Origin of the sequence: Paraburkholderia sp. OAS925, assembly GCF_040543975.1 — a bacterium.
Lineage (GTDB): Bacteria > Pseudomonadota > Gammaproteobacteria > Burkholderiales > Burkholderiaceae > Paraburkholderia > Paraburkholderia graminis.
In genome coordinates this window covers 661,026-686,529 of the sequence record NZ_JBEUNO010000001.1, presented here as the reverse complement: position 1 = coordinate 686,529, position 25,504 = coordinate 661,026, and the positions used below count along the sequence as shown (strand labels likewise).

22 protein-coding genes and 2 pseudogenes are annotated in these 25,504 nt (G+C 64.6%); 9 read left to right on the top strand and 15 right to left on the bottom strand.

The features are described from left to right. Positions 1-12: 12 nt before the first annotated feature. From ABIE53_RS03020 to ABIE53_RS02980, 9 genes are all read right to left on the bottom strand, one after another. Complete coding sequence (locus tag ABIE53_RS03020; RefSeq protein WP_114155743.1) at positions 13-918, bottom strand: D-amino acid aminotransferase; 906 nt, start codon at positions 916-918, stop codon at positions 13-15. A gap of 13 nt (positions 919-931) precedes the next feature. Next, entirely contained in the window at positions 932-2,161 is a 1,230-nt protein-coding gene (locus tag ABIE53_RS03015; RefSeq protein WP_006048116.1) for a D-alanyl-D-alanine carboxypeptidase family protein, read from the bottom strand. A gap of 333 nt (positions 2,162-2,494) precedes the next feature. After that, complete coding sequence (locus tag ABIE53_RS03010) at positions 2,495-3,139, bottom strand: alpha/beta hydrolase (RefSeq protein WP_114155742.1); 645 nt, start codon at positions 3,137-3,139, stop codon at positions 2,495-2,497. A gap of 8 nt (positions 3,140-3,147) precedes the next feature. Beyond that, the gene (locus ABIE53_RS03005; RefSeq protein WP_006048118.1) at positions 3,148-3,471 is read right to left on the bottom strand and encodes a (2Fe-2S) ferredoxin domain-containing protein; all 324 of its coding nucleotides are present in this window, start codon (positions 3,469-3,471) and stop codon (positions 3,148-3,150) included. Positions 3,472-3,683: 212 nt separating this feature from the next. Further along, positions 3,684-4,841, bottom strand: a complete 1,158-nt coding sequence (locus tag ABIE53_RS03000) for a VanZ family protein (RefSeq protein WP_114155741.1) — start codon at positions 4,839-4,841, stop codon at positions 3,684-3,686. A 31-nt stretch (positions 4,842-4,872) separates the two neighbouring features. Continuing rightward, a complete protein-coding gene (locus ABIE53_RS02995) occupies positions 4,873-5,514 on the bottom strand; it encodes an ABC-type transport auxiliary lipoprotein family protein (RefSeq protein ID WP_029969633.1) in 642 nt (213 codons plus the stop codon). A 30-nt stretch (positions 5,515-5,544) separates the two neighbouring features. Continuing rightward, positions 5,545-6,507 carry an MlaD family protein gene (locus ABIE53_RS02990; RefSeq protein ID WP_114155740.1) on the bottom strand — a complete coding sequence of 321 codons (963 nt, stop codon included), beginning with the start codon at positions 6,505-6,507 and terminating at the stop codon, positions 5,545-5,547. A 30-nt stretch (positions 6,508-6,537) separates the two neighbouring features. Further along, positions 6,538-7,416, bottom strand: a complete 879-nt coding sequence (locus ABIE53_RS02985; protein ID WP_029969630.1) for an ABC transporter ATP-binding protein — start codon at positions 7,414-7,416, stop codon at positions 6,538-6,540. Further along, positions 7,413-8,546 carry an MlaE family ABC transporter permease gene (locus ABIE53_RS02980; RefSeq protein ID WP_029969629.1) on the bottom strand — a complete coding sequence of 378 codons (1,134 nt, stop codon included), beginning with the start codon at positions 8,544-8,546 and terminating at the stop codon, positions 7,413-7,415. Before ABIE53_RS02980 ends, ABIE53_RS02985 begins: the two co-directional genes overlap by 4 nt. Positions 8,547-8,652: 106 nt before the next feature. Here ABIE53_RS02980 and ABIE53_RS02975 point away from each other — a divergent pair, with 106 nt between their 5' ends. From ABIE53_RS02975 to ABIE53_RS02965, 3 genes are all read left to right on the top strand, one after another. Beyond that, positions 8,653-9,570: a biotin--[acetyl-CoA-carboxylase] ligase gene (locus ABIE53_RS02975; RefSeq protein WP_192699998.1), complete on the top strand. Its 918-nt coding sequence runs from the start codon at positions 8,653-8,655 to the stop codon at positions 9,568-9,570. Next, positions 9,567-10,388: a type III pantothenate kinase gene (locus ABIE53_RS02970; protein ID WP_114155739.1), complete on the top strand. Its 822-nt coding sequence runs from the start codon at positions 9,567-9,569 to the stop codon at positions 10,386-10,388. Before ABIE53_RS02975 ends, ABIE53_RS02970 begins: the two co-directional genes overlap by 4 nt. Positions 10,389-10,484: 96 nt before the next feature. After that, a complete protein-coding gene (locus tag ABIE53_RS02965) occupies positions 10,485-10,724 on the top strand; it encodes a hypothetical protein (protein WP_006048127.1) in 240 nt (79 codons plus the stop codon). 25 nt (positions 10,725-10,749) lie between these two features. Here ABIE53_RS02965 and rfaE2 read toward each other — a convergent pair whose 3' ends face one another. The 6 genes and pseudogenes from rfaE2 to ABIE53_RS02935 form a co-directional block, all read right to left on the bottom strand. Continuing rightward, positions 10,750-11,232, bottom strand: coding sequence for a D-glycero-beta-D-manno-heptose 1-phosphate adenylyltransferase (gene rfaE2 / locus ABIE53_RS02960; RefSeq protein ID WP_006048128.1), 483 nt, complete (start codon positions 11,230-11,232; stop codon positions 10,750-10,752). Between the two features lie 213 nt (positions 11,233-11,445). Then, positions 11,446-12,319, bottom strand: a pseudogene (locus tag ABIE53_RS02955) (ferritin family protein). Between the two features lie 591 nt (positions 12,320-12,910). Beyond that, the gene (locus ABIE53_RS02950) at positions 12,911-13,795 is read right to left on the bottom strand and encodes a PhaM family polyhydroxyalkanoate granule multifunctional regulatory protein (protein WP_114155738.1); all 885 of its coding nucleotides are present in this window, start codon (positions 13,793-13,795) and stop codon (positions 12,911-12,913) included. A gap of 277 nt (positions 13,796-14,072) precedes the next feature. Beyond that, a complete protein-coding gene (locus tag ABIE53_RS02945) occupies positions 14,073-14,924 on the bottom strand; it encodes an enoyl-CoA hydratase/isomerase family protein (protein WP_006048131.1) in 852 nt (283 codons plus the stop codon). 60 nt (positions 14,925-14,984) lie between these two features. After that, on the bottom strand, positions 14,985-16,286 hold the full coding sequence (locus ABIE53_RS02940) for an ABC transporter substrate-binding protein (RefSeq protein WP_192699997.1): 1,302 nt from the start codon (positions 16,284-16,286) through the stop codon (positions 14,985-14,987). Positions 16,287-16,418: 132 nt separating this feature from the next. Next, on the bottom strand, positions 16,419-17,402 hold the full coding sequence (locus ABIE53_RS02935; protein WP_114155737.1) for a fumarylacetoacetate hydrolase family protein: 984 nt from the start codon (positions 17,400-17,402) through the stop codon (positions 16,419-16,421). Between the two features lie 163 nt (positions 17,403-17,565). Here ABIE53_RS02935 and ABIE53_RS02930 point away from each other — a divergent pair, with 163 nt between their 5' ends. From ABIE53_RS02930 to metH, 6 genes and pseudogenes are all read left to right on the top strand, one after another. Next, positions 17,566-18,465, top strand: a complete 900-nt coding sequence (locus ABIE53_RS02930) for an IclR family transcriptional regulator (protein WP_006048134.1) — start codon at positions 17,566-17,568, stop codon at positions 18,463-18,465. A gap of 41 nt (positions 18,466-18,506) precedes the next feature. Then, the gene (locus tag ABIE53_RS02925) at positions 18,507-19,775 is read left to right on the top strand and encodes a DUF3108 domain-containing protein (protein WP_114155736.1); all 1,269 of its coding nucleotides are present in this window, start codon (positions 18,507-18,509) and stop codon (positions 19,773-19,775) included. 205 nt (positions 19,776-19,980) lie between these two features. After that, complete coding sequence (locus ABIE53_RS02920) at positions 19,981-20,775, top strand: alpha/beta fold hydrolase (protein ID WP_114155735.1); 795 nt, start codon at positions 19,981-19,983, stop codon at positions 20,773-20,775. 111 nt (positions 20,776-20,886) lie between these two features. After that, positions 20,887-21,144, top strand: coding sequence for a BTH_I0359 family protein (locus tag ABIE53_RS02915; RefSeq protein WP_006048137.1), 258 nt, complete (start codon positions 20,887-20,889; stop codon positions 21,142-21,144). A gap of 306 nt (positions 21,145-21,450) precedes the next feature. Further along, the gene (locus ABIE53_RS02910) at positions 21,451-22,521 is read left to right on the top strand and encodes a homocysteine S-methyltransferase family protein (protein WP_006048138.1); all 1,071 of its coding nucleotides are present in this window, start codon (positions 21,451-21,453) and stop codon (positions 22,519-22,521) included. A gap of 77 nt (positions 22,522-22,598) precedes the next feature. After that, a pseudogene (metH, locus tag ABIE53_RS02905) lies at positions 22,599-25,325 on the top strand (methionine synthase); the annotation flags it as partial. Positions 25,326-25,504: the final 179 nt, after the last annotated feature.

The window sequence follows — 25,504 nt, the reverse complement described above, 5'->3', positions numbered from 1 at the left end:
GCTCCTTGCCGCTCACGCCTGTTCTGCCTTGGCTCGCTGATACGCCGCATACAGCGCCGCAAACACCGCGCCCGGCTTGCCGTCGCCGACCGGCTTGCCGTCGAGCTGCGTGACGGGCAGCACTTCCTTGGTCGCGGAACTGATCAGGATTTCGTCGGCAGCGCGCACCTCGGCTTCGGCGATCTCGCGCACTTCGAAGCGAATGCCGCATTGCGCCGCGAGTTCCTCGATCAGCCCATAACGGATGCCTTCGAGAATCTTGTGGCTGCGCGGCGGCGCGGCCAGCACGCCGTTCTTCACCACCCACACATTCGACGACGACCCTTCGGTCAGCACGCCATCACGGAACTGGATGGTTTCGAGCGCATCGTTTTCGGCTGCGTATTGCGCCATCAGCACGTTGCCGAGCAGCGAAACGGACTTGATGTCGCAATGAAGCCAGCGGCGATCCTCGGCGCTCACGCAGCGCACGCCCGCCGCGCGCTGTGCGGCGCCCGGCAGAGTGAGCGGCGTGACCATCACGAACACCGTCGGCTGGATGCCTGCGGGAAACGCGTGAGCGCGCTTCGCGACGCCACGCGTGATCTGGATGTACGCAATCGCGTCCTGGTCGGCGGCGAGGCCGGCCTCGGCTTCGTTCGCCGCGGTCACGCGCTCGATCAGCGCGCGCCAGCCGGCATTGTCCAACGGATTGGCGATGCCGATCTTCTCGAGCGAACGCGCAAGGCGCGCCAGGTGATGCTCGAAGCGGAACGCCAAGCGGCCGCTCGCGCGCGCATACAGCGGCGCGACTTCGTAAATGCCGTCGCCGAAAATAAAGCCGCGGTCGAGAACCGGCACGCGCGCTTCGGACAACGGCACCACTTCGCCGTTCAGATAAACGATCGGTTCGAGCGAAACATCGGGAAGAGCGGTCATCGCAGTCAGGTCTTTACTTTTTCTTGTTGAACATGAGCATCAGCGAATCCCACACGCGGCCCACCACGCCGGCCTGCGGCACGGCCTGCAATGCGACCACCGGGAATTGCGCGAGCACCTTGCCGTCGGCAACCAGCTTGGCGGTGCCGACCTGCTGACCGTTGGCGATCGGCGCGATCAGCGGATCGATCTGCTCGATCTGCGGCTTGACCTTGTCGGCCATGCCCTTCGGCACGGTGATGTACTGATCGCTCTTCACGCCGATCTGCACCGTATCCTGCGCACCCTTGTAGACGCGCGGCGTGCCGACCACCTGATTCGCCTTGTAGAGGCGCGCCGTGTCGTACGCGGAGTAGCCGTAGTTCAGCATCTTCAGGCTGTCCTGCACGCGGTCGTGTTCCTTGGTCTCGCCCATCATCACGGAGACGAGCCGGCGCGATGCGTCCGGCGTGCCCGGCAGCGAACGCTTCGCGCTTGCGATGAGGCAGTAGCCGGCGGCCTGCGTGTGGCCGGTCTTCAGGCCGTCCACCGTCGGGTCGATCCACAAGAGACGATTGCGGTTCGGCTGCTTGATCTTGTTGTACGTGAAATCCTTGACCGAGAAGATGTTGTAGTAGTCAGGGAAGTCGCGAATCAGACGCGCCGACAGCACCGCGAGGTCGCCCGCGGTCGTGTAGTGCTGCGGGTCGGGCATGCCGTTCACGTCGGCGAAATGCGTGTGCTTCATGCCGAGGCGCTGCGCCTCGGTGTTCATCATGTTGACGAACTGCGACTCGCTGCCGCCGACCAGTTCGGCCAGCGCGATCGCTGCGTCGTTGCCCGACTGCACGATCATGCCGTACACCAGATCGTGCACAGTGACGGGCTTGTTCGCCTCGATGAACATGCGCGATTCGTCCGTGCGCACGCGGCGCACCGCTTCGCCCGGCGTCACCGTCTGGTCCATCGTGATCTTTTTCGTCTGCAATGCTTCGAAGACGAGATACGCGGTCATCAGCTTCGTGAGCGAAGCGGGTTCCACGCGTTCGTCGGGATTGCCCGACGCGAGCACCTGATTGCTGGTCGCGTCGACGAGCACCCACGAGCGCGCGTTCACCGCCGGCGGCGGCACTTGCGCGAACGCGGTGCTGGCCACGAGCGTTGCGGGCAGCACGACGCCGAGCGCGAATGCGCGGGCTGGCGTGGAAGGAACAAAGGATGCAACAGAGGGGAAAGACAGGCGGCCGGAGGTCGAAAAACGCATAGGGTCGGTTCGTGCAGAAAAATACAACGCGCAGGGCGCAGAGTGGGAAGAGCCGGTCGGCGAGCGTCGGGCCGCAACAACATCAAGCGTAACGGCGCGGGCGCCCATTGGACTTCCGGCCACGCGATCGGTTCGCGCAGCACACTTGCAGGCGGCACCGCTGCGCGCGTGAAAAGAAGCTACGCGTCGCGCGAACTGCCGCACAAGCCGTGCTGCGCCCAAAAAAGAGCGCCCATTATACGCGCGCTGCTCGGGTAACTTCGCGTAGTGGCAGGCGATTAATTGTGCGTTTTCGCGTACCTGTACCCCGGAAAACGCGCGGCGCCCGCCGCATCAACGCCATGCGTCGACGATGATCCGCTTCAGAATGTGCAGCTTGCGATGCAGGAAATGCTCCGCGCCCGGAATCACGACGACCGGCAATTCCTGCGGCCGCGCCCAGTCGTAAACCGATTGAATGGGAACGGTATCGTCGGTTTCGCCGTGAATCAGCAGCGTGTTTTCCGGCACCGGCGCGACTTCCCAGCGGCTCGCCGCGGTGCCCACGAACACCATGCGCTCGATGGCCTGGCCTTCGTCGCGCAGCTTCGCGGCCACGTGCGACAACACGAACGTGCCGAATGAGAAACCCGCCAGCACGAGCGGCAGGTCTTCGTGCCCCGGCTGCGCGCGCATGTGATCGAGCACGGCGCGCAGATCGTCGCGCTCGCCGATGCCGGCGTCGTGTTCACCTTGCGTTTGCCCGACGCCGCGAAAATTCGAGCGATACGTCACGTAGTTCAACTGGACGAGCGTGCGCGCGAGCGTCTGCGCGACCTTGTTGTCCATCGTTCCGCCGAAGAGCGGATGCGGATGCGCGACGAGCGCAATGCCGCGCGGCGCGGCGCCGTTTTCGCGCGCTTCGTCGGGCAGGTCCAGCGCGACCTCGATCTTGCCGACCGGGCCGTCGATCAGATACTTCTTGGTGTGTACGTTCATGGCGGCGCTTATTGATCGATCTTCAGACGCTCTACGATTTTGCCGTTCGCGAGATGGGAGTCCACGATTTCGTCGATGTCGCTTTCATCCACGTACGTGTACCAGACGCCCTCCGGATAGACCACGAGCGTCGGACCCAGCTCGCAGCGGTCGAGACAGCCGGCCTTGTTGATGCGCACCTGGCCGGGCCCCGCGAGGCCGAGTTTCTTGACGCGCTTTTTTGCGTGCTCCTGCATGGCCTGCGCGTTGCAATTCGCGCAGCTCGGCCGCTCCGCGCCCGGCTCGCGCTGATTCAGGCAAAAGAAGACGTGATACTTGTAGAAGGAATCCATGATGTACGCAGAGGGAGACTGTCGGAAGGGCAATAGTGCAGCAGAACGCCGTTCGGCGCAGCGGCGCGAGGTTTTGTTCGCTGATCGTAGCGGCGGGCAATTGCTGTTGGGGTGCGGACGACCGAGCCGAGAGCCTCTTGCCGACCGCCCGTAGCAAACAATTATAGCGAGCGGGCAAGCCCCACCCCGCCACACGCATCCCGCCCCCGCCCTCAAGCGCGCCGCGTGCGCCGCCCCAACCACACGCGTTCGACGACAAACGCGAGCCACACCAGCGCCGCATAAGGCCAGACCCACGCGAGCCAGCGCGCGAGGCCGTTGAAGTGCAGATACCGTCCTTGCCGCCAGTCGGCCAGCACGACGTCGAAATAAGGATTCACCGGCAGCAGATTGACGAACACCAGCGTCACGACGAGCGCACTGGCGGCCAGCCCCGCTCGCGCGCTGCGCGTGAGACGCAGCGCGGCAAGCCCGAGCAGCGCGCCGCAGCCGAGCCCCGCGAGCGCGCCGGGCGTCGCCCAATCGAACGCGAGGCCGGATTGCGATTGCAGAAACGTCGCGCCCGCCTTCACGCCCAAAGCCACGACGATGAACAGCAGCAGCAGCCGCACGCGCGGCGCATGCCGGCGCACCGTTAGCGACGCGAGCGCCAGCGCGGCGAACAGATTGAGCGTCGTAATGAGCGCTTCCCAGCCGTCGTCCGGCAACCACGCGGCGACCCACGCCGGCCATGTGCCGACGTGCCAGCCGGCCGGCGCCCACGCGAAGAGCGCGTCCTGCGTCGTCGAATCGAACCGTGTCCACAACGCACGCGGCCAGTTGCCGAGTCCGAACAGACGCGGCGACGGATACATCGTCGCAAACGGCCATGCCGTTACGAGACACGCGAGCGCCGCGCTGTCGCGCTCGAACCACATGAGCCGCAAACGCCGCAGCAAGCCGCGGTCGAGCAGCGCGCCGGTGGCGGGCGACATGATCGCCGCGCCGAGCAGCGCGCCGAGCGCGTTGGCCGCGAGATCGAGGTTGGAAGCGACGCGCGTCGGCAGATAGGTTTGCACGGCTTCCATCACGCCCGACAGCAGTCCGCCCAGCACGAACGCGAGCGCAACCGCGAGCGGTCCGCGCCAGCGCGGGTAAAGCGCGAGCACCATCAGCGCGCCGAACGGCATATAGCCGAGCACATTCGTGACGACGTCGAACGCCGTGAGGTACTGCGGCATCGGGTCCGACAGGTACGCCAACGGACCGAGGCCGAGCGAACGCCAGCCCGAAAACGGGTACCACGAACCGTAGACGATCAGCGCGGTGTACAGCACCAACGCTTGCCGCGAGAGCACCGACGGGCGGCGCAGCCAGGATCGTTCGCTCATGCAGCGCTCCGTTGCGTGCGCTGCGCGGACGTCATTGCGCGGCGACCAGCGCCTGGACGCCGAGCCACGCGCCGATTTGCGCGACGAGGTCGTCGCTGGCGGCGGCGAGCGCCTGCGCGCCGCCGGCGGCGTCGGCGGAACGGGACGGCGCACGCGAAATGAAAGTGCGCTGGCCGATCACCTTGCCGTTCTGCGTCAGCGTGGCGCGCGCGGTCACTGCCGCATGGCTTTGCGCCTGGCTGTCGAAAACCTGCTCGAACTCGTTCAGATCGACTTTCAGCACCGGCGCCGGGACGCCGTCGGCGCCCGTCAGCACCGTGCCGCGCGAACTGAGCGCGCCGCGCAGACGCTGCGTGAGCAGCTCGGATGGCGGCATCGTCCAATGGCTGTTCGCGTACGCGGCGACCTGCTGCGAGTCCGCATAGCCGATCCGGTACACGAGCTTGTCGGAGCGCAGCACTTCGGGCGCGCTCACGTCGAGCACTTTGACAGCCGGCTGTGTTCCCGCCGACGATGCCGGCTTCGGCGGACCGAAGTCATAACGGATGTCCGACAGCGCCGCCGGCGTGCTCGTGCAGCCCGCGGCCAGCAGACCGACGGCGACGAGCGCCGCGCACGCCGCACCCGCACGCGTGACGCGCGAGGACAACAACCGGTGAATGGAGCGTGACATGACAATCTTCCTTTCTTCAAACCTTCAGATTCATTTCCCGGCGCTCGTGGCGGGCCACGTAAAGCCGGCCTCGCCGGGCCCAGGCGCCGCAGTCGGTGCACCGAAGAACACGCTGCGCGGACTGGTGCTGAACGTATCGGCGGCCCGGTCGACCGAGCGCGCCGCCGAGCGCACGTCCTCGGCGAGCGAATTGACGCGCGGCAGCGTGTCGTAACCGACTCGCGCCGACAGTTCCTGCAACGAGCCGTTCATCTGCGTCAGCGCGCCGCCCGCCTGCTGTGCGGCGGTGCCTACCTTGTTCAGGTTCATCTCGAACGGACCATCGGGGCGGTTCAAGCTCGTGATCAACTGGTTGGTCGAGACGAGCGTCCTGTCCAGCTTGTCGATGGTCGCGGGCAACTTGCCCGCCGCCGGCGCCATCTGCTGCGTAAGCGTGGCGACGCCGTCCGCGGCCTTCTGGATGCTGGCCGCCGTGCCGTGCAACTGATCGACCATTTCCTGCGACAACAGATTGTCGACGTCGTCCGTGACTTTTTCGAGCTTCTTCAGCAGCACGTCGCCGCGTTGCTGCAACTGATCGAGCAAGCCTGGACGCATCGGCAACTGCGCAACCTGTTTCGGCGACGAAGCGAGCGGCGACGGATCGCGCCCGGTGTCGTCGAGCTGAATGAACGCAATGCCGGTCACACCCTGAAAACCGAGACTGCCGAACGTGGAATGCGTGATCGGCGCATGCGTGTCGACGAGAATGCGGATCACGATCTGCCCAGGATGAGCGCGGTCGAACTTGATGGACTGCACCTTGCCGACGTCGAGCCCGCGATAGCGCACGGCGGCGTCGGTAAACAGGCCCGTCACGTTGGTGCGCGCAATCAGATCGTACGGCACGCGCACGGCGCGGTCGACATTGAACAAAAATGCCGCCGTGGCAATCGCGCCGAGCAGCACGATCGTGAAGAGCCCAGCCCAGAACGCATGTGATTTGTTTTCCATTACCAGGTTCCCTGATTTACAGCGGCAATTTCACAGCGGCAATTCCGACGACGCCGGCTCGAGCGCCGCGCGCGGCAGCTTCGCACGGCGCTCGGGCGGCAGCGCCTGCAACGCGCGGCGTCCGCGCAAGCCCAGAAAATATTCGCGGATAAACGGATGATCGACGCCCGCCGCTTCTTCAACGGGCGCGGCGACCAGCACCTTGCGGTCCGCGAGCACCGCGACGCGCGTGGACAGCGCGACCATCGTATCGAGGTCGTGCGTGACCATCACGACCGTCAGGCCGAGCGCGCGATGCAGCGCCGAGATCAGTTCGACGAACTCATCGGACGCCTGAGGATCGAGGCCGGCCGTCGGCTCGTCGAGAAACAGCAGCTCCGGTTCGAGCGCGATCGCACGGGCAATGCCGACGCGCTTGATCATTCCGCCCGACAGCGCCGACGGCATTTTCGACGCGTGCTTGCACGGCAGGCCGACCATCTCGAGCTTCAGCATCACAATGTCGCGCAGCAGGTCTTCGGGCACCTTGCCGAGTTCGCGCACCGGCTGCGCGACGTTATCGAACACCGACAGCGACGAGAACAGCGCGCCTCGCTGAAACAGCATGCCGGAGCGGCTGCGCATCAGCAGCGCGGTTTCGGGCGAAATGGTCGCGAGGTCCTCGCCGAACAGCTTGATGGTTCCCGACGACGGCCGCTCCAGGCCGAGAATCTGCCGCACGAGCGTGGTCTTGCCCGATCCCGAACCGCCGACAATCGACAGGATTTCGCCGCGCCGCACGTCGAGATTCAGATGCTGATGCACGATGTTGCGGCCATAGCGCTTGGTGACGTCGATCACCTCGATCACCGGCTCGGCGATCGAAGGCATCGGCTGGCCGCGCACGGCCTGAGTGAGCGGCGCGATCATCCGAGCCCCACGTTCTGGAACAGGATGGCGAACACGGCGTCCGCGAGAATCACGATCGTGATCGACGTCACCACCGATGTCGTCGTGCCCTCGCCGAGGCTCTGCGAATTCGCCTTGATACGGAACCCGAAATGACAGCCGGCAATCGCGATCAGCATGCCGAACGCGACGCCCTTGCCGAGCCCGATCCACAGATTCGCCACCGGCACGACGCCCGGCAACGCGCGCGCAAAGTAGCTCATGTCGATGCCGAGCACGATCTTCGCGGCGACTGCGCCGCCCGTCAGCGCGATGATGTCGGTCCACATCACGAGCAGCGGCATCGCCACGCCGAGCGCGATCACGCGCGGCAGAATCAGCCGCAAGCCGTGTGGAATGCCCATCACGCGCATCGCGTCGAGTTCCTCGGTCACGCGCATCACGCCGATCTGCGCGGTGATCGCCGAGCCCGAGCGGCCGGCCACGAGAATCGCCGACAGCACGGGGCCGAGTTCGCGGATCACCGAAAGCCCGAGAATATTGACGATGTACTGATTCGCGCCGAAGAGCCGCAGTTGCTGCGCGGACAGATAGCTCAACACGATGCCGATCAGGAACGCGACGAGCGCGGTGATCGGCAGCGCCTTCGTGCCGGCGTTGTAGATGTTCGCGGAGATTTCCGTCCACGGCGTGATGGCCGGCTTGCGCGCGATGGCGAGCAGATCGAGCACGACGCGCCCGAGCATCGCGACGCCGCCGTACAGATGCTCGAAGAACGAGAAAATCGCGAGGCCGAGCCGCGTGAACGGATCGAATCTGACGACCGGTTCAGCCGTCTCGCGAACCGTGTCGAGCAACGCGATGCGCTCGAAAATGTCGCGCTGGGTGTCGGTCAGCTCGGTGTCGGGCGGCATTCTGTGGCCCCACACGCGCCACAGCGCCTGGCCGCCCACATGGTCCATCCGGTCGATACGCGACAGGTCCCACTGGCCGATGCCTTCGGCGCCCTCGAGCGAGCGCAGTTGCGGGATCACGTGTCCGGTTGCGCGATCGCGCGCGAGCGCGAGCGCCGTCCACTGGCCCGAGAGCCGGACGATCTTGCCTTGGCTGCCGGCCGCGACTTCGAGGCCGGGCGGAGTGTCGTAGTTCAAGGATCGCTGCAATCTGGTTATCGGATTAGCGGCCATTGTAGCGAAGGCGCAGCGGAACGACCGTGCGGGCGGCCTCGCGCGGTTCGCTGTCGTTACAATATGGGACATGAACGCTTCCCGCACTCCGCCCCAACGTCCAGCCGCTGCCGCGAACGCAGCTGACTGGCGCATCGACCGTGAACGCGCCGTCGCGCTTTTCGGCGCGCATGCGCATGACTGGCCGATCGAAATCGTCGAGGAAACCGGCTCGACCAATGCCGACCTGATGTCGCGCGTAAAGGCGCTGCCGCGCAAAGCGGGCGCGCTGCCGCGGCCGATCGTGCGGGTCGCTTATCTGCAGACCGCCGGGCGCGGCCGGCGCGGCCGTCCGTGGTACGCGGAGCCGGGCAATGCGCTGCTGTTTTCGGTGGCCTGTGTGCTGCCGCGTCCGCTCGAAGGGCTCGCGGGATTGAGCCTCGCGGTGGGTGTTGCGCTCGTCGACGGATTGCGTTCGTTGCCGGTCGCGGGCCCCGGCCAGATTGCGCTGAAGTGGCCGAACGACGTGCTGCTCGAAGGCGACAAGCTCGCGGGAATTCTGATCGAAACCGCGTGGAGCACGGAGCACGCGAGCGCGGTCGTGATCGGCATCGGCACGAACGTGAAGGGCGCCGACGAACTCGCCGCGAAGATCGGCGCGCTGAACGCCGACGCGCCGCCGCAGGCGCGCGGCACGGCGCCGACCGCGTTGCAGCGCGCGCTGCCGAACGCCAATCTCACCGATACGCTCGCCGCCGAACTCAATGCGCTCGAACCCGCGTTGCAGCGCTTCGGCGCGGAAGGTTTTGCGCCCTTCCAGGCGCGCTGGAACGCGGTGCACGCGTACGCGGGCCGCGAGGTCGTGCTGCTCGAGCAAGGCCAGGAAGTCACGCGCGGCGTGGCTGCGGGCGTCGATGAACGCGGTCAGTTGCTGCTCGACACGGCTGCGGGACGGCAGAGCATCGCGACCGGCGACGTGTCGCTGCGTCTCGCCGACGGTGCCGCATGACGCGCGGCGCGCCTTATCTTTTGATCGACGCGGGCAATAGCCGCGTCAAATGGGTGATGGTGGCGGCGGACGGTGCGCAGATCGCGGCCGGGGCGCTTGCGCATGGGGATGGCGATTCGCCGGAGTGGTCAAAGCTGCCCGCGCCGGGCGGCGCGTGGTTATCGAATGTCGCCGGCGATGCGGTCGCGGCGCGCATCGCCGAACTCGTTCACACGCAGTGGCCGGGCTTGCCGCTCACCACGATCCGCGCACGCGAACGCCAATGCGGCGTGACCAACAGCTACACGACGCCGCATGCGCTCGGCAGCGACCGCTGGGCCGGCATGATCGGCGCGCACGCGGCGTTTCCGGGCGAGCATCTGCTGATCGCGACGTTCGGCACTGCGACCACGCTCGAGGCGTTGCGCGCGGACGGCTGCTTCGTCGGCGGACTGATTGCGCCGGGCTGGAGCTTGATGATGCGCTCGCTCGGCGAGCACACGGCGCAATTGCCGACGCTCGACGCGGACGCCGCGCGCGGCCTTCTCGACGACGACGCTCGCGGCACGCGGGACGCGGCCCGTCGCGGGCCGTCCTTTGCGACAGACACGCCGCGTTCGCTCTCTGCCGGTTGCACGCTCGCGCAAGCGGGTCTCGTCGAACGGATGTGGCGCGACTTGCAGGATGAATGGCAGGTGCCGGTGCGCCTTGTGATCGGCGGCGGCGCGGCGGACGAAGTGGCGAGCGCGTTGAAAGTGCCGCATACTCGCCACGATTCGCTGGTCTTATCCGGGCTCGCATTGATCGCTTCGGAGCGCGCTTCGGATCACGGCGCTTGAAGCACAGTCGAATATCATCGGCACGGCTCGATGTCGTGGTGCAGCGGCGATACCGGCGGCTAAACTGACTCAGCTTATAGATGGGAAAATAAAACGATGCTGCGCTGGCTGATTGCCATTTTGTTTCTAGCCAACCTTCTGGCATTCGTCGCGGTGCGCGGCGTATTCGGTCCGACGCCCACCGCAAGCGGACGGGAACCCAATCATCTGAGCCGGGAAGTGCATCCCGATGGGCTGAAGGTGCGCCCGATCACTGCCGCCGAGGCGGGCGACCAGGCGGTAGTCGGCGCGCCGGCCCCGGCTGCGCCGATCGCGGCGTCAGCGTTACCGCAATAAAGCACGGTGAAACCGCGCGCCACATTCAACCCTGCGTGCGAACCTTGTTGAGCAGCGCCGTGGTCGAGCGATCGTGCTCGAACGGAATCGCCAACGCCTTACCGCCCCAGCCACGCACGATGGCCGATTCCGGCAACGCATCCATGTCGTAATCGCCGCCCTTCACGAGCACGTCCGGACGCACCGCCGAGATAAGATCGACCGGCGTCTTTTCCGTGAAGCAAACCACGTAATCGACGCTTTCCAGCGCCGCGAGCAGCGCCATGCGGTCGGCTTCGTTGTTGATCGGACGGTCGTCGCCCTTGCCGAGCATGCGCACCGACGCGTCGCTATTCACGCCGACAATCAGGCAAGCGCCCTGGGCTTTGGCATCGGCGAGATAGGTCACATGCCCGCGATGCAGGATGTCGAACACGCCGTTCGTAAAGACGACCGGCGACTTCAGTGAAGGGCGCAATGCGACGAGTGCGTCGCGCGCGAGAATCTTGCGTTCGAAAATGGCAGCCATGAGGATGTGGAAGAGACAGAAGGAGCGCCGTCACGATACACCGCGAGCCGTATCGAGAACGCAAAACCGATCAAAAAAGAACCTGATGAAGCCGGTCAGATAGAGCGAATCGAACTGAGTCATGAAACGGAACGGCCCGGCAAGCTGATGCCTGCCGGGCCGTCTTTTTTACGAATCAGAAGCGTCGAACCGGAACTTACGAGCGCTCGGCCATTAAGCCGGCTGTTCGGCCGATTTCTGGTCGGCCTGCAGGCGCGCCACCACTTCCTTGCGATAGCGGTTCAGTTCCTGCGCGGTGTTGAACGTGCGTTCGAACAGCAGCGACAGATTGTGCAAAATGCGCTCGACGACCTTCTTTTCCCAACCGTCGTCGAAACGGATCTGCTCGTCGAGCCAGCGCTCGAGCCATTCGGGGTCGGGCAGACGCGACTGGATCGTGTCGCGCGGGAACAGAGCCTGATTGACGTGCAGATTCGTGGGATGCAGCGGCTTTTCGGTGCGGCGCGCGGACGCCATCAGCACACCGATCTTCGCAAAGGCAGCGCGCGCGATGTCGCCGGTTTGCACCATCGCCTTCTTCATGTAGCGCAGGTAGGCGCCGCCATGCCGGGCTTCGTCGCGCGAAATGGTTTCGTAGATGTGCTTGATGACCGGCTCGGTGTGCCATTCGGCCGCACGGCGATACCAGTGATTCAGGCGGATTTCGCCGCAGAAGTGCAGCATCAGCGTTTCGAGCGGCGGCGCCGGATCGAATTCGAAGCGCACGGCGTGCAGTTCTTCTTCGGTGGGGGCACATTTCGGGCTTGAAGCGGCGCAGGTATTCCATCAGCACCAGCGAATGCTTTTGCTCTTCGAAGAACCACACGCTCATGAACGCGGAAAAATCGCTGTCGTGATGGTTGTCACGCAAGAACATTTCCGTGGCGGGCAGCGCCGACCATTCGGTGATCGCGTTCATCTTGATCGTCGCGGCCTGCTCGTCGGTCAATAGCGATGCATCGAACTTGTCCCAGGGAATGTCTTTCTCCATGTCCCATCGAACGGATTCGAGCGATTTATAAAGTTCCGGATAAAGCATGGTGTTCATAGTCCCACCCCTGTTCTGCACATACTGTGTGTGTCTGTCACTACTACGTGTAGCACTCTTGCTGACGACGAACCTGGTGCACCGGGCGTTGTGCCCGAATGCCGCGCCGTTCGCCGGCCAAAGCTTCAATTTTACGCGGTAACCGGCCGCCTGGATGCACGGGCAGCGAAGAAGTCCGGGCGCTTGCGCGAAGAGCGGCTAACGCAAAATTTGCATGCTCAACGTTACGCGCTGCGCGGCCAACCGTGGGTGAGGGATACCCTATGCCTGAGGTCGAGCCAGTCTGCGATGAAAACCGCACCGTCCAGCCCTGCGCCGGTCCTGCCGGCGGCGAATGGAGCAAGGGCGGCTGGATTGGTTGTTTTTCAGCGCACGCCCAAAAGCCAAACAAATACCTTCCAATGATAGCACGCTGATTTGCCCAAACCCGCGCGGGAACAGACGCAATTCCGGTGCCCGCTTGACGTGTCTCAATGACGCGCGCAATCGGCGGAGTGTGACGGGCGATCGGGGACAAAACGGTGACAGTCGGCGATTTCTGCTGTTGTTTGCCGCCGACAGTCGATGCGCGCCGCCGTCCGGCGCGCGTGCTTACAGTGACTTTTTGGGCGCTTTCGACGCGTTGCTGCCGGTGCCGGCGGCGGTGCGCTTCGTCGCGGTCGGCGCGCGCTTCGCCGCGGGACGCTTGGCGGCAGACTCAGCGCTGCCGCTCGATCCACCGGACGCCGCGGCTGCCGCTGCAACGTCCGCCGGCGATGGACGCGGCACATCCGTCGCGCCGCCTACCGCTTCGCTCGCCTCGTCCAGGTGGTCTTCCGTCGATGCCGCCTGCGCGCCGCCGCTCGTGGCCGCGCCGGCAGCACCCGCTGCGCCGGCCGCTGGCTGCGTCATCGCGAACTGGGCGATCTGATTGAATTGCGATTGCAGCAGATTCCACCATGCCGATGCATCGAAGCTCGGCGTGGCGGGCTCGGCTTGCTCATCGCTCGCAGATTCAGCGGCGCTCGCGCTTTCCGCGGAACTGGAGGCCGAAGCCGACGCTGGCGAATTCGGCCAGCCGCTCGCCGCCGACGGGCTCGGCGCGGGCGCCGGCGACTTCGCCTCGGCCGCCGCCGCAGGCTGCGCCATCGACTGTTGCGCGAACGCGCCGAACGCACGCAGCGTCGCAAGCGTCGCGCGCTGCACCTCGAGCGCCTGAATCGCGGACTGCAGCATGCTCAGGTTCAGCTTGAGCCACTGCTCGACGGCGCGCATGTCGGTGATGCGCTTGTCGAGTTCCTCGACATTGGTGAGCGGCGCCATCATGTCGGACATCATCGACAGCGATGGGCCGAGGCTCGCGCCCGGCTGCGCGCCCGAAAACGCGGAGCCGAACGGCGACAGGCGCATCATGCCCCACATGCTCTCGAGCATGTCGGCGGGCGGAAAACCAGGGAAGCCAGGAAACGGCGGCGTTGAGCCAGGTGTGTCGGTCATGCTTGTCGCCTCGCTGCATTAACTGAAAAAACACGGAACAAAGAGCGCACAAACGCGCTGAGTACCGCGCACACGCATCTGAATCCGATCATACCGCGCGCGGCGTTGCCTGATCGCACCGTGGCTGTCGCCGTACTCGCGACGCGCTGATGCCGCCAGATCGGGCCGCGGCTCACAGCGTACTCACCATGCGCCGCCTCTACCCAATCACGCCACGGCTCTCATGGTGCGCATCAGGCGCACGAGCCGTCAGAACGAGCCGCCGCCCTCACCGCCCTCACCGCTCGCGCCACGGATCTGCGCCGCCGAAATCCGGCGCGCGCCGCTCGCGCAGCGAGTTCACGCCTTCGCGCACGTCGGGCCCTGCGAAGCCCATGAACTCCAACGCAAGCGACGTATCGAACGCCGGGCCGGCCGAGCGCAGCCAGTTGTTCAACGCATACTTGGTCCAGCGGATCGCCGTCTGCGAGCCGTGCGCGAGCTTTTGCGCGACCTCGAACGCTTTGGGCAGCAGATCGTTTTCGTCGACGGCAAGCGAGACGAGGCCGATGCGCTCCGCCTCCGCGCCGCTCACCGGCTCGCACAGCATCAGGTAGTACTTGGCCTTCGCCATGCCGCACAAAAGCGGCCAGACAATCGCCGCATGGTCGCCGGCAGCGACACCGAGCCGCGTGTGCCCGTCGATGATGCGCGCCGTTTTCGACGCGATCGAAATATCCGCGAGCAACCCGGCGACAAGTCCCGCACCGACCGCCGGACCATGCATCGCCGAGACAATCGGTTTGCTGCAGTTGATCACGTTATAGACGAGGTCGCGAGCCTCGCGCCACACGCGTGCGCGCACATCGAAATCGGTCGCCATGTCTTCGACGAGTTGCAGATCGCCGCCCGCCGAAAAGCCCTTGCCCTCGCCGCGAATAATCGCGACGCGCGTGTCGGGATCGCGGTCGATGTCGCGCCAGATTTCCGCAAGCTCGTAATGCATGCGCGCGTCCGCGGTGGCGAGCGCGCTTTTGTTCGCGCCCTCGCCGCTCATCACCACCTCGAGCACGCCGTGCTGATGGCGACGCAGTCGAAGCGACCGGTAGTGTGCGTAAAACGCGTCGTTGCTGTGAGCTTGCTCTGACATGGCGATCGATCCGTGTGTCGGTAAAGGCGCGCGTGGCGCGCGTCGTGAGTCGATTTAACGCTAACGCGGCTGATAAACCCACTTGCCGTTCCTGATTTCGACCATCACGCGTGCGCGTTGATCGAGACCGAGGTGGTCCGTGGGGCTCATGTTGACGACGCCGTTGGTGTCTGCGAGACCGCGCGTGGTTTCGAGCGCGTCGCGCAACGCGCGGCGGAATTCGGGCGTGCCCGGCGAGGCCGCCTTCAATGCGATCGGCACGGCATGATTGAGCAGCATGCCCGCGTCCCAGGTGTAGGAGCCGAACGCCGACACCGTGCCTGCGCCACGCAGCGCCTCGAAACGCGCGATGTAATCGAGTGCAAGACGCTTCGCCGGATGATCCGCCGGCAATTGCGCCGCCACCAGCACCGGGCTCGCGGGCAGGAACGTGCCGTTGCAATCGGCGCCGCACACGCGCAGGAAGTCGTTGTTGCCCACGCCGTGATTGTGATAGATCAGCCCTTTGTAGCCGCGCTCGCGCAGCGTCTTCGGCGGCAGTGCGGCGGGTGTGCCGGCCGCGCCGACCACGACGGCATCGGGATGCGTCGCGAGGATTTTCAGCACCTGGCCGGTCACGCTCGGATCGGTGCGGTTAAAGCGCTCGCTCGCCACCATCTGCATGTGATGCAGTTGCGCGAACTTCGCGACTTCGTTGTAAAAAGTCTCGCCGAGCGCGTCCGCCTGGCCGATGAACGCGACCGTTTTAACGCCGCGCGTGCTCGCGTGCTCGGCAATCGCCGAGGCCATCATCGCGTCCGTTTGCGGGGTCTTGAATACCCAGTGGCGCTTCGCATCCACGGGCTCGATGATTTTCGCCGACGACGCCAGCGAGATCATCGGCGTCGTTCCGTCGGCGACCACGTCGATCATCGCGAGCGAAATCGGCGTGATCGAAGAACCGATAATCGCGTCGACGTGATTTTCGGAGATCAGCTTCTTCGTGTCCTGCACGGCCTGCGTGGTGTCAGAGGCATCGTCGAGCACGATGTATTCGACGCTCTGCCCGCCGATCTGTTTAGGCAGCAAGCTCGCCGTGTCGCGCGCGGGAATGCCGAGCGACGCGGCCGGTCCTGTCAGCGACAGCACGAGCCCGATCTTGACCTGAGCAAGCGCGACGGCAGGCGACAGTGCGGCAAACATCGCGAACAAAATCGCCGGGCGACGCACAAGAGGCATCAAGCGCAGAAACCAGGCAAACCGCTTCTCCTGTCGCGCAACCTGCTGCGCGAACCGCTCCGCGAACTCGCGCCCTATGCCCGCACGCGCAGGCTGCCCGCAAGCGCCCGCCATCCCCGCTTCCAACGATCCAGCTCGCCGCATGGTGTCTCCTCACATGAGTTTTTGTTCTGCTTCGTTCTAATCATCCGCCGATGCCGCTGCGCCAGTCAGTGTAGCGGCGCGCGATGGCAGCGGCATCGGGCGAAACCCTTTCGGACCGGCGCGCGTGCCGCGTCAGTCAAGCGGTGCGATGCTCTGCTCGATGGACCCGAAAATCGACTTGCCCGCTTCGTCGAACATTTCGATTTTCACCGTGTCGCCGTACTTCATGAACTCGGTCTGCGGCGCGCCGTGCTCGATGGTCTCGAGACAGCGCTTTTCGGCGATACAACAATAGCCGCGCTTCGCGTCCTTGTTCGACACCGTGCCCGAGCCGACAATCGCGCCCGCGCGCAAATTGCGCGTTTTCGCCGCGTGTGCGATCAGTTGGCCGAAGTGAAACACCATGTCAGTACCGGCATCCGGCTGGCCGACTTTCTTGCCGTTCCAATGGACGATCATCGGCCGATGCACGCCGCCTTCGCGCCAATGCTCGCCGAGTTCGTCGGGCGTGACCGCAACGGGCGCAAACGACGTGGCCGGCTTGCTCTGGAAAAAGCCAAAGCCCTTCGCGAGTTCGGCGGGAATCAGATTGCGCAGCGAGACGTCGTTGACGAGCGTGATGAGGCGCACGCTTCTGAGCGCCTGGTCGGGCGTGGCGCCCATCGGCACGTCGCTCGTGATGACGGCAACTTCCGCCTCGAAGTCGATGCCGAACGCTTCGGACGCGCACACGACGTCGTCTTTCGGGCCGATGAAATCGTCGCTGCCGCCCTGGTACATCAGCGGATCGGTCCAGAATTCCGGCGGCATTTCCGCGCCGCGCGCGCGCCGCACGAGTTCGACATGATTCACATACGCGGAGCCGTCGGCCCATTGGAACGCGCGCGGCAGCGGCGCCATGCAGTCGCTCGCGTCGAACGAAAACGTGTTGCGCGCGCGGCCCTGATTGAGCGCGTCGTACAGGTCGAGCAATTGCGGCGCGTAGAAGGCCCAGTCGTCGAGCACGCGCTGCAACGTGGGCGCGATCGCGTCGGCAACGGCAGCGGTATGCAGATCGCGGGACACGACAATCAGTTGGCCGTCGCGCGTGCCGTCCTTCAGCGTGGCAAGTTTCATGGAGGAATGAACCGTGTTAGTGACGATAAGGGGAATCTATTCTACGATGGTGAATCGGCGCCGCCCAAGTCCGGCGCGCCCTGGCCGGCAAGAGGCGCATTGCATGCGCGCGGCAGCCGGTTCTTCCTACATTGCTTTTGAACGCGCTTAGCGCCTTTTGCTCATGCCGCACACTGCCCGCTCCGGCGCCATTGCTCACGATGCTGACGCCGCTGCCGAACCGCTCGACGCATCGGAAGCGCCCGACACCGACGACGATACCGCCGACGCCGGCGAAGAAAAACTGCGCTCGGGAATCCAGTCGATCGAAGTCGGCTTCAGGCTGCTCGACGTGCTCACTCACGAGCCGCGCGCGATGATGCTGCGCGACCTCGCGCAGCGCGCGGGCATGAGTCCGGCGAAAGCGCACCGCTATCTGGTGAGCTTTTTGCGGCTCGGCGTCGTCGCGCAGGATCCGTTGTCGGGGCGCTATGAACTCGGCGGCTTCGCGTTGCAACTCGGACTCGCGCGGCTGGCGCGCGTCGACGGCGTGAAGCTCGCGCGTATCGCGCTCGCCGAATTGCGCGACCGCCTGGACCTGACGGTCGGCATCGCCGTGTGGGGCAACCAGGGGCCGACCATGGTCCACTGGATGGAGTCGAGTCATCCGGCAAAAGCGTCGCTCAAGCTCGGCGACGTGATGCCGCTTCTCAGTTCCGCGACCGGCTTGCTGTTCGCGGCCTATCTGCCCACAGGCAAAACCGCCGCGATGCTCGAGCGTGAGTTGGCCGACACGCGCCGCTCGTCGCATATCGGCGTGCCGCGCACGCGCGAGGAAGTCGAACGCGCGCTCGCGGAAGTGCGCGAGCACGAAGCGGCGCGCGTCGAAGGCATGCTGCTGCCGACCATCCACGCGTTCTGCATGCCGGTGTTCGACTCGACCGGCGAACTCGCGCTCGGCCTCGTCGCGCTCGGTCACGAAGGCGCGTTCGACATTAGCTGGGGCGGCGAGATCGACACGGCCCTGCGCGAATGCGCGCGCAAGCTGTCGTACGAGCTGGGGTATAGTCCGACGCCTCGCTAAAGCGCACGCCGCTTTCCGTCCGCTCGCCCATTTTTCCGCCGATGGCCTTCCCTTTCGCCGCACGTTCCGCCGAAGCCACTGTCACGCCGCCAGACGAGCCGCGCGCCCGTTCGCGCATGTGGCGATGGATCGTCGTGCTGCTCGTCGTGGGCGTGCTTCACTGGATCGCCGCGCAATGGGTCGAGCGTCATCGCGCAACCCTGAATCCTTCGGATGACGAACACGTGCCCGTGCAGGTCGCGCTTCTGAAGCCCGAACGTATCGAGCGCAATCCGGCGGCCGTGCCGCCCGCGCCGGCCGCGCAGCCGGCGACGCGCAAGCCCGCCGCGAGCAAGCCGCGAGAACATGTGCTGACAGCAATGCAATCGGCCGAACGGGCGGCAATGCAAGCGGCGCGCGCCGCATCGGACGCCGCGGCGAGCGCGGCCGCCGCAAACGCGATGCCCGCGAGTTCAGCGAGTTCCGCGAGCGGCGCGTCGGCAAGTGCATCGGCAAACGCAACCGCGCCGCAGCCAGTTCCCGGCGCAAAGTTCTCTGTCCCGCCGTCCGGCGATCTTCAATACGACACGTTTTACAACGGCGTGCGCAATCAGCCTGGCACCATCCATTGGACGAGCAGCGGCGAGCGCTACGAAATGGTGGTTTCGGTGCCCTTACCTTTTGTCGGCACGTTCGTCTATTCGAGTCATGGCCGTATCGACGCATTCGGTCTCGCGCCGGAGCAATATGTGGAAAAACGCGGCCATCGCGCGGAAGACATTTCAATCTTCAACCGCGCCGACCGGAAAATCGCCTTCACGCGCACGCCGGCCACCTTGCCGCTGCCCGACGGCGCACAGGACCGCTTCAGCATGGTGATGCAGTTGGCGAGTCTCGTGCGCGGCGACCCGACTGCGTACAAGCCGGGCGTCACGCGGCAGTTCTTCGTGGTGGATAGCGACAGCGGCGAGAACTGGCCGGTCGAGACCATCGGCGACGAAACCATCCGCACCGCGCAGGGCTACCTCGAAACGCGCCATTTCAAACGCCTGCCGCGTCGCGAGGGCGATCAGCGCCGCATCGACGTATGGCTCGCGCCTTCGCTCGGCTGGCTGCCCGCGCGGATCGTGCAAACGGAGCCGAACGGCACGCAATTCGAGCTGGTGTGGCGCGGCAAGCTGAACGCGGAGAACGGCGCGGGCACCGATTCGCCGGATGGGTCCGCCAATACCTCGTCTTCCGCTGCGCCCGCAGCGGCACCCGACCCAGCGCCACCCGCACCGGTCGATTCGACCGCTCCCGACGACACTTCCGGCAACATCAAGCCATAACGACATGCCATTCGGCTAAACGCGCAAAGGCAAGCGCCGCACCCGAATGGTGCCTCTGACATTCCGCGAAACTTCCGCCTGGCCGCCGACTCTTCATCATCTGATGCGACCGTTCGGCGGACCGCTGCGCATAAACGCCAGGCAGCGACATGCAACAACCAGCGCCGACGGACTCTCCCACTGCATTCCCCTCGAAGGAGCTTGCATGCAAGTGAACATCAACGGTATCGAGACACGCTACGTGCTGAGCAATGAAGGTGGTGGCCCGTGGCTGACGTTCATTCATCAGCTCGGCGGCGATCTGTCGGTCTGGGACCAACTCGCCGGCTATTTCCGCGACGACTACACGGTTCTGCGCTACGACGTGCGCGGCCACGGCGAGACGGCGGTGTCGAAGGAGCCGTTCACGATTGCCGATCTCGCCCGCGACCTCGCCGCACTGCTCGATGCGCTCGGTGCACCGAGCACGCACCTCGTGGGCATGTCGATGGGCGGCATGATCGCCCAGCAGTTCGCGCTCGATCACCCTTCGCGCGTGGACACGCTCACTATTGCTGACAGCAGCGCGGCCAATCTCCCGGAAGCCCGCCCGCTATGGGATCAACGCGCTGCGAGCGCACGCCGGGACGGCATGGCATCGCTTGCGCCCGCCACGCTCGAGCGCTGGCTGACGCCTGAGTTTCGCAGCGCGCATCCCGAAGCCGTCGAGCCGATCCGCGAGGCGCTCGTGCGCACGTTGCCGGAAGGCTACGCCCTGGCGTGCGAAGCGCTGCGCGATTTCGATGTACGGGGTAAGCTGGGAAGCATTCGCTGCGCAACCCTGGTGGTGGCTGGACGCCACGACACGGGCACGGCGCCTGCTGCTAGTCAGGCAATAGCAGATGCCATTGAAGGCGCGCAGTTCGAATTGCTCGACGCCGCTCATCTCGCGCCTGTCGAGCAGTCCCAACGGTTTGCCGCACTGCTTGAAACGTTTCTTGAAGGCCGGTCTAACCGGTAGGTTCGGAACTTTTACATGCGTCAATCCGGACCCACCCCTTGAATTCCAGACCACAAGCTCCACGTAAGGCGCAGGAACGGCCAGGAGCCAACGGAAATAAGGAGTGTCGCCATGCAAATGATCTACAACAGCCCCAACTATTGTGTCGTCGAATTTCCGCCGCAGGAAGGTCCGCTGGCCATGAAATCGGGTGGCTATGAGATCGTCGACAAGAACATGCAGCGCGAGATTTACATCGACGGTGCAATGGCGGCGCGGTTTCGCGAGAGCGTGCAAAAGCTGATCGAAGAGGAACCGTCGCTCGATGAGGTCGACGAATTCCTCGGCCAGTTCGACAGCCTGATGCATCAGCCGGTCATTCTTCACTAACCGCAAGGAGTGCAGGAAGCGCCAAGGTTTTTGGCGTGCGAGCATCTCGACGTTGTTGGCGACATTTGCCGACGCCGCCGCCCGGCTTCACGGGCGCGCTTCACAAGGCGGTCGGTTTTAATGGAATCGGTTCAGCGGGCTTAAGGCGCGCTGGACCGTTTTCTTTTGCAAAGCGCGTTTCGCGCGGCCGGGCGCGCTGTGTCGTCCAGTGCTGCCACGTGCCGCCCAGTGCCGCGCCCGGCGCGATAGCCCGGCTGCGGCTACAATGACAGGTCCCAGAAAAGCCGGCCCAAGCCATCGTCAGCCATGAACCAGCCTGCCCAAACCGTCAAGCCTATCCGTCCCGAGCGCGATTACACGCGCGGCGCGACACTGCCCGCGCTGCTCAAGTCGCGCATCCTGATTCTGGACGGCGCGATGGGTACGATGATCCAGCGCTACAAGCTCGACGAAGCACGCTATCGCGGCGAGCGCTTTGCGGACTACGGACGCGACATCAAGGGCAACAACGAACTGCTGTCCATCACGCAGCCGCAGATCATCAGCGAGATTCACGAGCAGTATCTGGCTGCGGGCGCCGACATCATCGAAACGAATACGTTCGGCGCGACCACCGTCGCGCAGGCTGACTACGGCATGGAAGCGCTTGCAGTCGAGATGAATCTGGAGTCGGCGAAGCTCGCGCGCGCCGCGTGCGACAAGTATTCGACGCCCGACAAACCGCGCTTCGTCGCCGGCGCGATCGGACCGACGCCGAAGACCGCGAGCATTTCGCCTGACGTGAACGATCCGGGCGCGCGCAATGTCACGTTCGACGAACTGCACGCCGCCTATTACCAGCAGGCGAAAGCGTTGCTCGACGGCGGCGCCGACCTGTTCCTCGTCGAAACGATCTTCGACACGCTCAATGCCAAAGCCGCGCTGTTCGCGCTCGACGAACTGTTCGAAGACACCGGCGAGCGTCTGCCCATCATGATTTCGGGCACGGTCACGGACGCCTCGGGGCGCATCCTGTCGGGACAGACCGTCGAGGCGTTCTGGAACTCGCTGCGCCACGCGAAGCCGCTTACGTTCGGCCTGAACTGCGCATTGGGCGCGGCGCTGATGCGTCCGTACATCGCCGAACTGGCGAAGCTGTGCGACACCTACGTGTCGTGCTATCCGAACGCGGGCTTGCCGAATCCGATGAGCGATACGGGCTTCGACGAATTGCCGGCTGACACCTCGGGCCTGCTGAAGGAATTTGCCGAAGCGGGTCTCGTGAATATTGCCGGCGGCTGCTGCGGCACGACGCCCGAGCACATCGCTGCGATCGCCCGCGCGCTTGCCGAAGTGAAGCCGCGCAAGTGGCCGACGCAATACCGCGACGCCGCCTGAGCGGCATCGAAAAACAGCCGCCGCTCAAGCCGCATCAGACGCACCCAGGCCGCACCTAACGCACGCATTCGACTCGCACCTACGCCATGACCGATCACACCATGCGCCTTGCCGGCCTCGAGCCGTTCAACGTCACGTCCGGGACGCTTTTCATCAACGTTGGCGAACGTACCAACGTGACGGGCTCGAAAGCCTTCGCGCGAATGATTCTGAACGACCAGTTCGACGAGGCGATTGCCGTCGCGCGTCAGCAGGTCGAGAACGGCGCGCAGGTGATCGACGTCAACATGGACGAGGCGATGCTCGATTCGAAAGCGGCGATGGTGCGCTTCATGAATCTGATCGCGTCGGAGCCGGACATTGCGCGCGTGCCGATCATGATCGATTCGTCGAAGTGGGAAGTGATCGAAGCGGGCCTGAAATGCGTGCAGGGCAAAGCGATCGTCAACTCGATCTCGCTGAAGGAAGGCGAAGAGGCTTTCCGCCATCACGCGAAACTGATTCGCCGCTACGGCGCGGCAGCCGTGGTGATGGCCTTCGACGAACAAGGCCAGGCCGACACGTTCGAGCGCAAGACGCAGATCTGCAAACGCTCGTATGACTTTCTCGTGAACGAAGTGGGCTTCCCGCCGGAAGACATCATCTTCGATCCGAACATCTTCGCGATTGCCACGGGTATCGAAGAACACAACAACTACGCGGTCGACTTCATCAACGCGACGCGCTGGATCAAGCAGAACCTGCCGTACGCGAAGGTGAGCGGCGGCGTGTCGAACGTGTCGTTCTCGTTCCGCGGCAACGATCCGGTGCGCGAAGCGATTCACACCGTGTTCCTGTATCACGCGATTCAGGCCGGCATGGACATGGGCATCGTGAATGCGGGCCAGCTCGGCGTGTATGCGGATCTGGATGCGGAACTGCGCGAACGCGTCGAAGACGTCGTGCTGAATCGCCGCGCGGACGGCACCGATCGTCTGCTGGAAGTCGCCGACAAATACAAAACCGGCGCAGCGAAGAAAGAAGAAAACCTGGAGTGGCGCAATCAGCCGGTCGAGAAGCGTCTGTCGCATGCGCTCGTGCACGGCATCACGAACTTCATCGTCGAAGATACTGAGGAAGTGCGCGCGAAGATCGCGGCGCAAGGCGGCCGCCCGATCAATGTGATCGAAGGCCCGCTGATGGACGGCATGAACATCGTCGGCGATCTGTTCGGTCAGGGCAAGATGTTCCTGCCGCAAGTCGTCAAGTCGGCGCGCGTGATGAAGCAGGCGGTCGCGCATCTGATCCCGTTCATCGAAGAAGAAAAGAAGCAGCTCGCGGCCGCGGGCGGCGACGTGCGCGCGAAGGGCAAGATCGTGATCGCCACCGTGAAGGGCGACGTGCACGACATCGGCAAGAACATTGTGTCGGTGGTGCTTCAGTGCAATAACTTCGAAGTGGTCAACATGGGCGTGATGGTCCCGTGCAACGACATTCTCGCGAGGGCGAAAGTGGAAGGCGCGGACATCATCGGACTGTCGGGCTTGATCACGCCGAGTCTCGAGGAAATGGCCTACGTTGCGTCTGAAATGCAGCGCGACGACTACTTCCGCGTGAAGAAGATTCCGTTGCTGATCGGCGGCGCAACGACCTCGCGCGTGCATACGGCCGTGAAGATCGCGCCGCATTACGAAGGGCCGGTCGTGTATGTGCCGGACGCGTCGCGCTCGGTGTCGGTCGCATCGAGCCTCTTGTCCGACGAAGGCGCGGCCAAGTACCTCGACGAACTGAAGGCCGACTACGATCGCATTCGCAATCAGCACGCGAACAAGAAAGCGCTGCCGATGGTCACGCTCGCCGAAGCCCGCGCGAACAAGACGCCGATCGACTGGAAGAGCTATCAGCCGGTCAAGCCGAAGTTCATCGGCCGCCGCGTGTTCAAGAACTTCGATCTGAGCGAACTCGCGAACTATATCGACTGGGGTCCGTTCTTCCAGACGTGGGATCTCGCCGGTCCCTACCCCGCGATTCTGAACGACGAGATCGTCGGCGAATCGGCGCGGCGCGTGTTTTCGGACGGCAAGTCGATGCTCGCGCGCCTGATCCAGGGCCGCTGGCTCCAAGCGAACGGCGTGATTGCGCTGCTGCCGGCCAACACCGTGAACGACGACGACATCGAAATCTATACCGACGATTCGCGCAGCGAAGTTGCGCTGACATGGCGCAATCTGCGGCAGCAAAGCGTGCGGCCGGTGGTCGACGGCGTGATGCGGCCGAACCGCTCGCTTGCCGACTTTATCGCGCCGAAAGATTCGGGCGTGGCCGACTACATCGGCATGTTCGCGGTCACGGCGGGTCTGGGCGTCGACGTGAAGGAAAAGCAGTTCGAGAAAGATCACGACGACTACAGCGCGATCATGCTGAAGGCGCTTGCCGATCGTTTCGCCGAAGCCTTCGCCGAAGCGCTGCATGCGCGCGTGCGACGCGACTTGTGGGGCTACGCGAGCAACGAGACGCTTGCGAACGACGAACTCATCGCCGAAAAGTATCGCGGCATTCGCCCGGCGCCCGGCTATCCGGCGTGCCCGGATCATCTGGTCAAGCGCGACATGTTCGACGTGCTGCAGGCGAATGAAATCGGCATGACCGTAACGGAATCGCTCGCGATGCTGCCTGCGGCGAGCGTCTCCGGTTTCTATCTCGCGCATCCGGACAGCACTTATTTCTCGGTGGGCAAGATCGGCCAGGACCAATTGGAAGATTACGCGCAGCGCATGTCGCTCTCGAAGGCGGATGCCGAACGCGCGTTGGCGCCGTTGCTATAAGCCGTTCCGGCAAGGCAGCGTTGAATGCATCGATGAGCCGAGCCGGCGTGGCGCGAAACCCACTATATCCGGCGAGAAAGACTGAATATTTGCGGCAACGTAATTTTCGGCTTTGTAGACTGAGGCGGCTTGACCCGCCAGACGCAACCAGAATGCGTCGGCTCATCTAATTGCAACCG

Bases quoted from the DNA above. Each gene is read 5' to 3' on its own strand.
- ABIE53_RS03020 (WP_114155743.1), bottom strand. From the start codon at position 918: ATGACCGCTCTTCCCGATGTTTCGCTCGAACCGATCGTTTATCTGAAC.
- ABIE53_RS02950 (WP_114155738.1), bottom strand. From the start codon at position 13,795: ATGACCGACACACCTGGCTCAACGCCGCCGTTTCCTGGCTTCCCTGGT.
- ABIE53_RS02935 (WP_114155737.1), bottom strand. From the start codon at position 17,402: ATGAAACTTGCCACGCTGAAGGACGGCACGCGCGACGGCCAACTGATT.
- ABIE53_RS02985 (WP_029969630.1), bottom strand. From the start codon at position 7,416: ATGATCGCGCCGCTCACTCAGGCCGTGCGCGGCCAGCCGATGCCTTCG.
- rfaE2 (WP_006048128.1), bottom strand. From the start codon at position 11,232: ATGGCTGCCATTTTCGAACGCAAGATTCTCGCGCGCGACGCACTCGTC.
- ABIE53_RS02995 (WP_029969633.1), bottom strand. From the start codon at position 5,514: ATGTCACGCTCCATTCACCGGTTGTTGTCCTCGCGCGTCACGCGTGCG.
- ABIE53_RS03000 (WP_114155741.1), bottom strand. From the start codon at position 4,841: ATGAGCGAACGATCCTGGCTGCGCCGCCCGTCGGTGCTCTCGCGGCAA.
- ABIE53_RS02945 (WP_006048131.1), bottom strand. From the start codon at position 14,924: ATGTCAGAGCAAGCTCACAGCAACGACGCGTTTTACGCACACTACCGG.
- ABIE53_RS02930 (WP_006048134.1), top strand. From the start codon at position 17,566: ATGCCGCACACTGCCCGCTCCGGCGCCATTGCTCACGATGCTGACGCC.
- ABIE53_RS02940 (WP_192699997.1), bottom strand. From the start codon at position 16,286: ATGCGGCGAGCTGGATCGTTGGAAGCGGGGATGGCGGGCGCTTGCGGG.
- ABIE53_RS02990 (WP_114155740.1), bottom strand. From the start codon at position 6,507: ATGGAAAACAAATCACATGCGTTCTGGGCTGGGCTCTTCACGATCGTG.
- ABIE53_RS03010 (WP_114155742.1), bottom strand. From the start codon at position 3,139: ATGAACGTACACACCAAGAAGTATCTGATCGACGGCCCGGTCGGCAAG.
- ABIE53_RS02915 (WP_006048137.1), top strand. From the start codon at position 20,887: ATGCAAATGATCTACAACAGCCCCAACTATTGTGTCGTCGAATTTCCG.
- ABIE53_RS03015 (WP_006048116.1), bottom strand. From the start codon at position 2,161: ATGCGTTTTTCGACCTCCGGCCGCCTGTCTTTCCCCTCTGTTGCATCC.
- ABIE53_RS02910 (WP_006048138.1), top strand. From the start codon at position 21,451: ATGAACCAGCCTGCCCAAACCGTCAAGCCTATCCGTCCCGAGCGCGAT.
- ABIE53_RS02920 (WP_114155735.1), top strand. From the start codon at position 19,981: ATGCAAGTGAACATCAACGGTATCGAGACACGCTACGTGCTGAGCAAT.
- ABIE53_RS02965 (WP_006048127.1), top strand. From the start codon at position 10,485: ATGCTGCGCTGGCTGATTGCCATTTTGTTTCTAGCCAACCTTCTGGCA.
- ABIE53_RS03005 (WP_006048118.1), bottom strand. From the start codon at position 3,471: ATGGATTCCTTCTACAAGTATCACGTCTTCTTTTGCCTGAATCAGCGC.
- ABIE53_RS02975 (WP_192699998.1), top strand. From the start codon at position 8,653: ATGAACGCTTCCCGCACTCCGCCCCAACGTCCAGCCGCTGCCGCGAAC.
- ABIE53_RS02970 (WP_114155739.1), top strand. From the start codon at position 9,567: ATGACGCGCGGCGCGCCTTATCTTTTGATCGACGCGGGCAATAGCCGC.
- ABIE53_RS02925 (WP_114155736.1), top strand. From the start codon at position 18,507: ATGGCCTTCCCTTTCGCCGCACGTTCCGCCGAAGCCACTGTCACGCCG.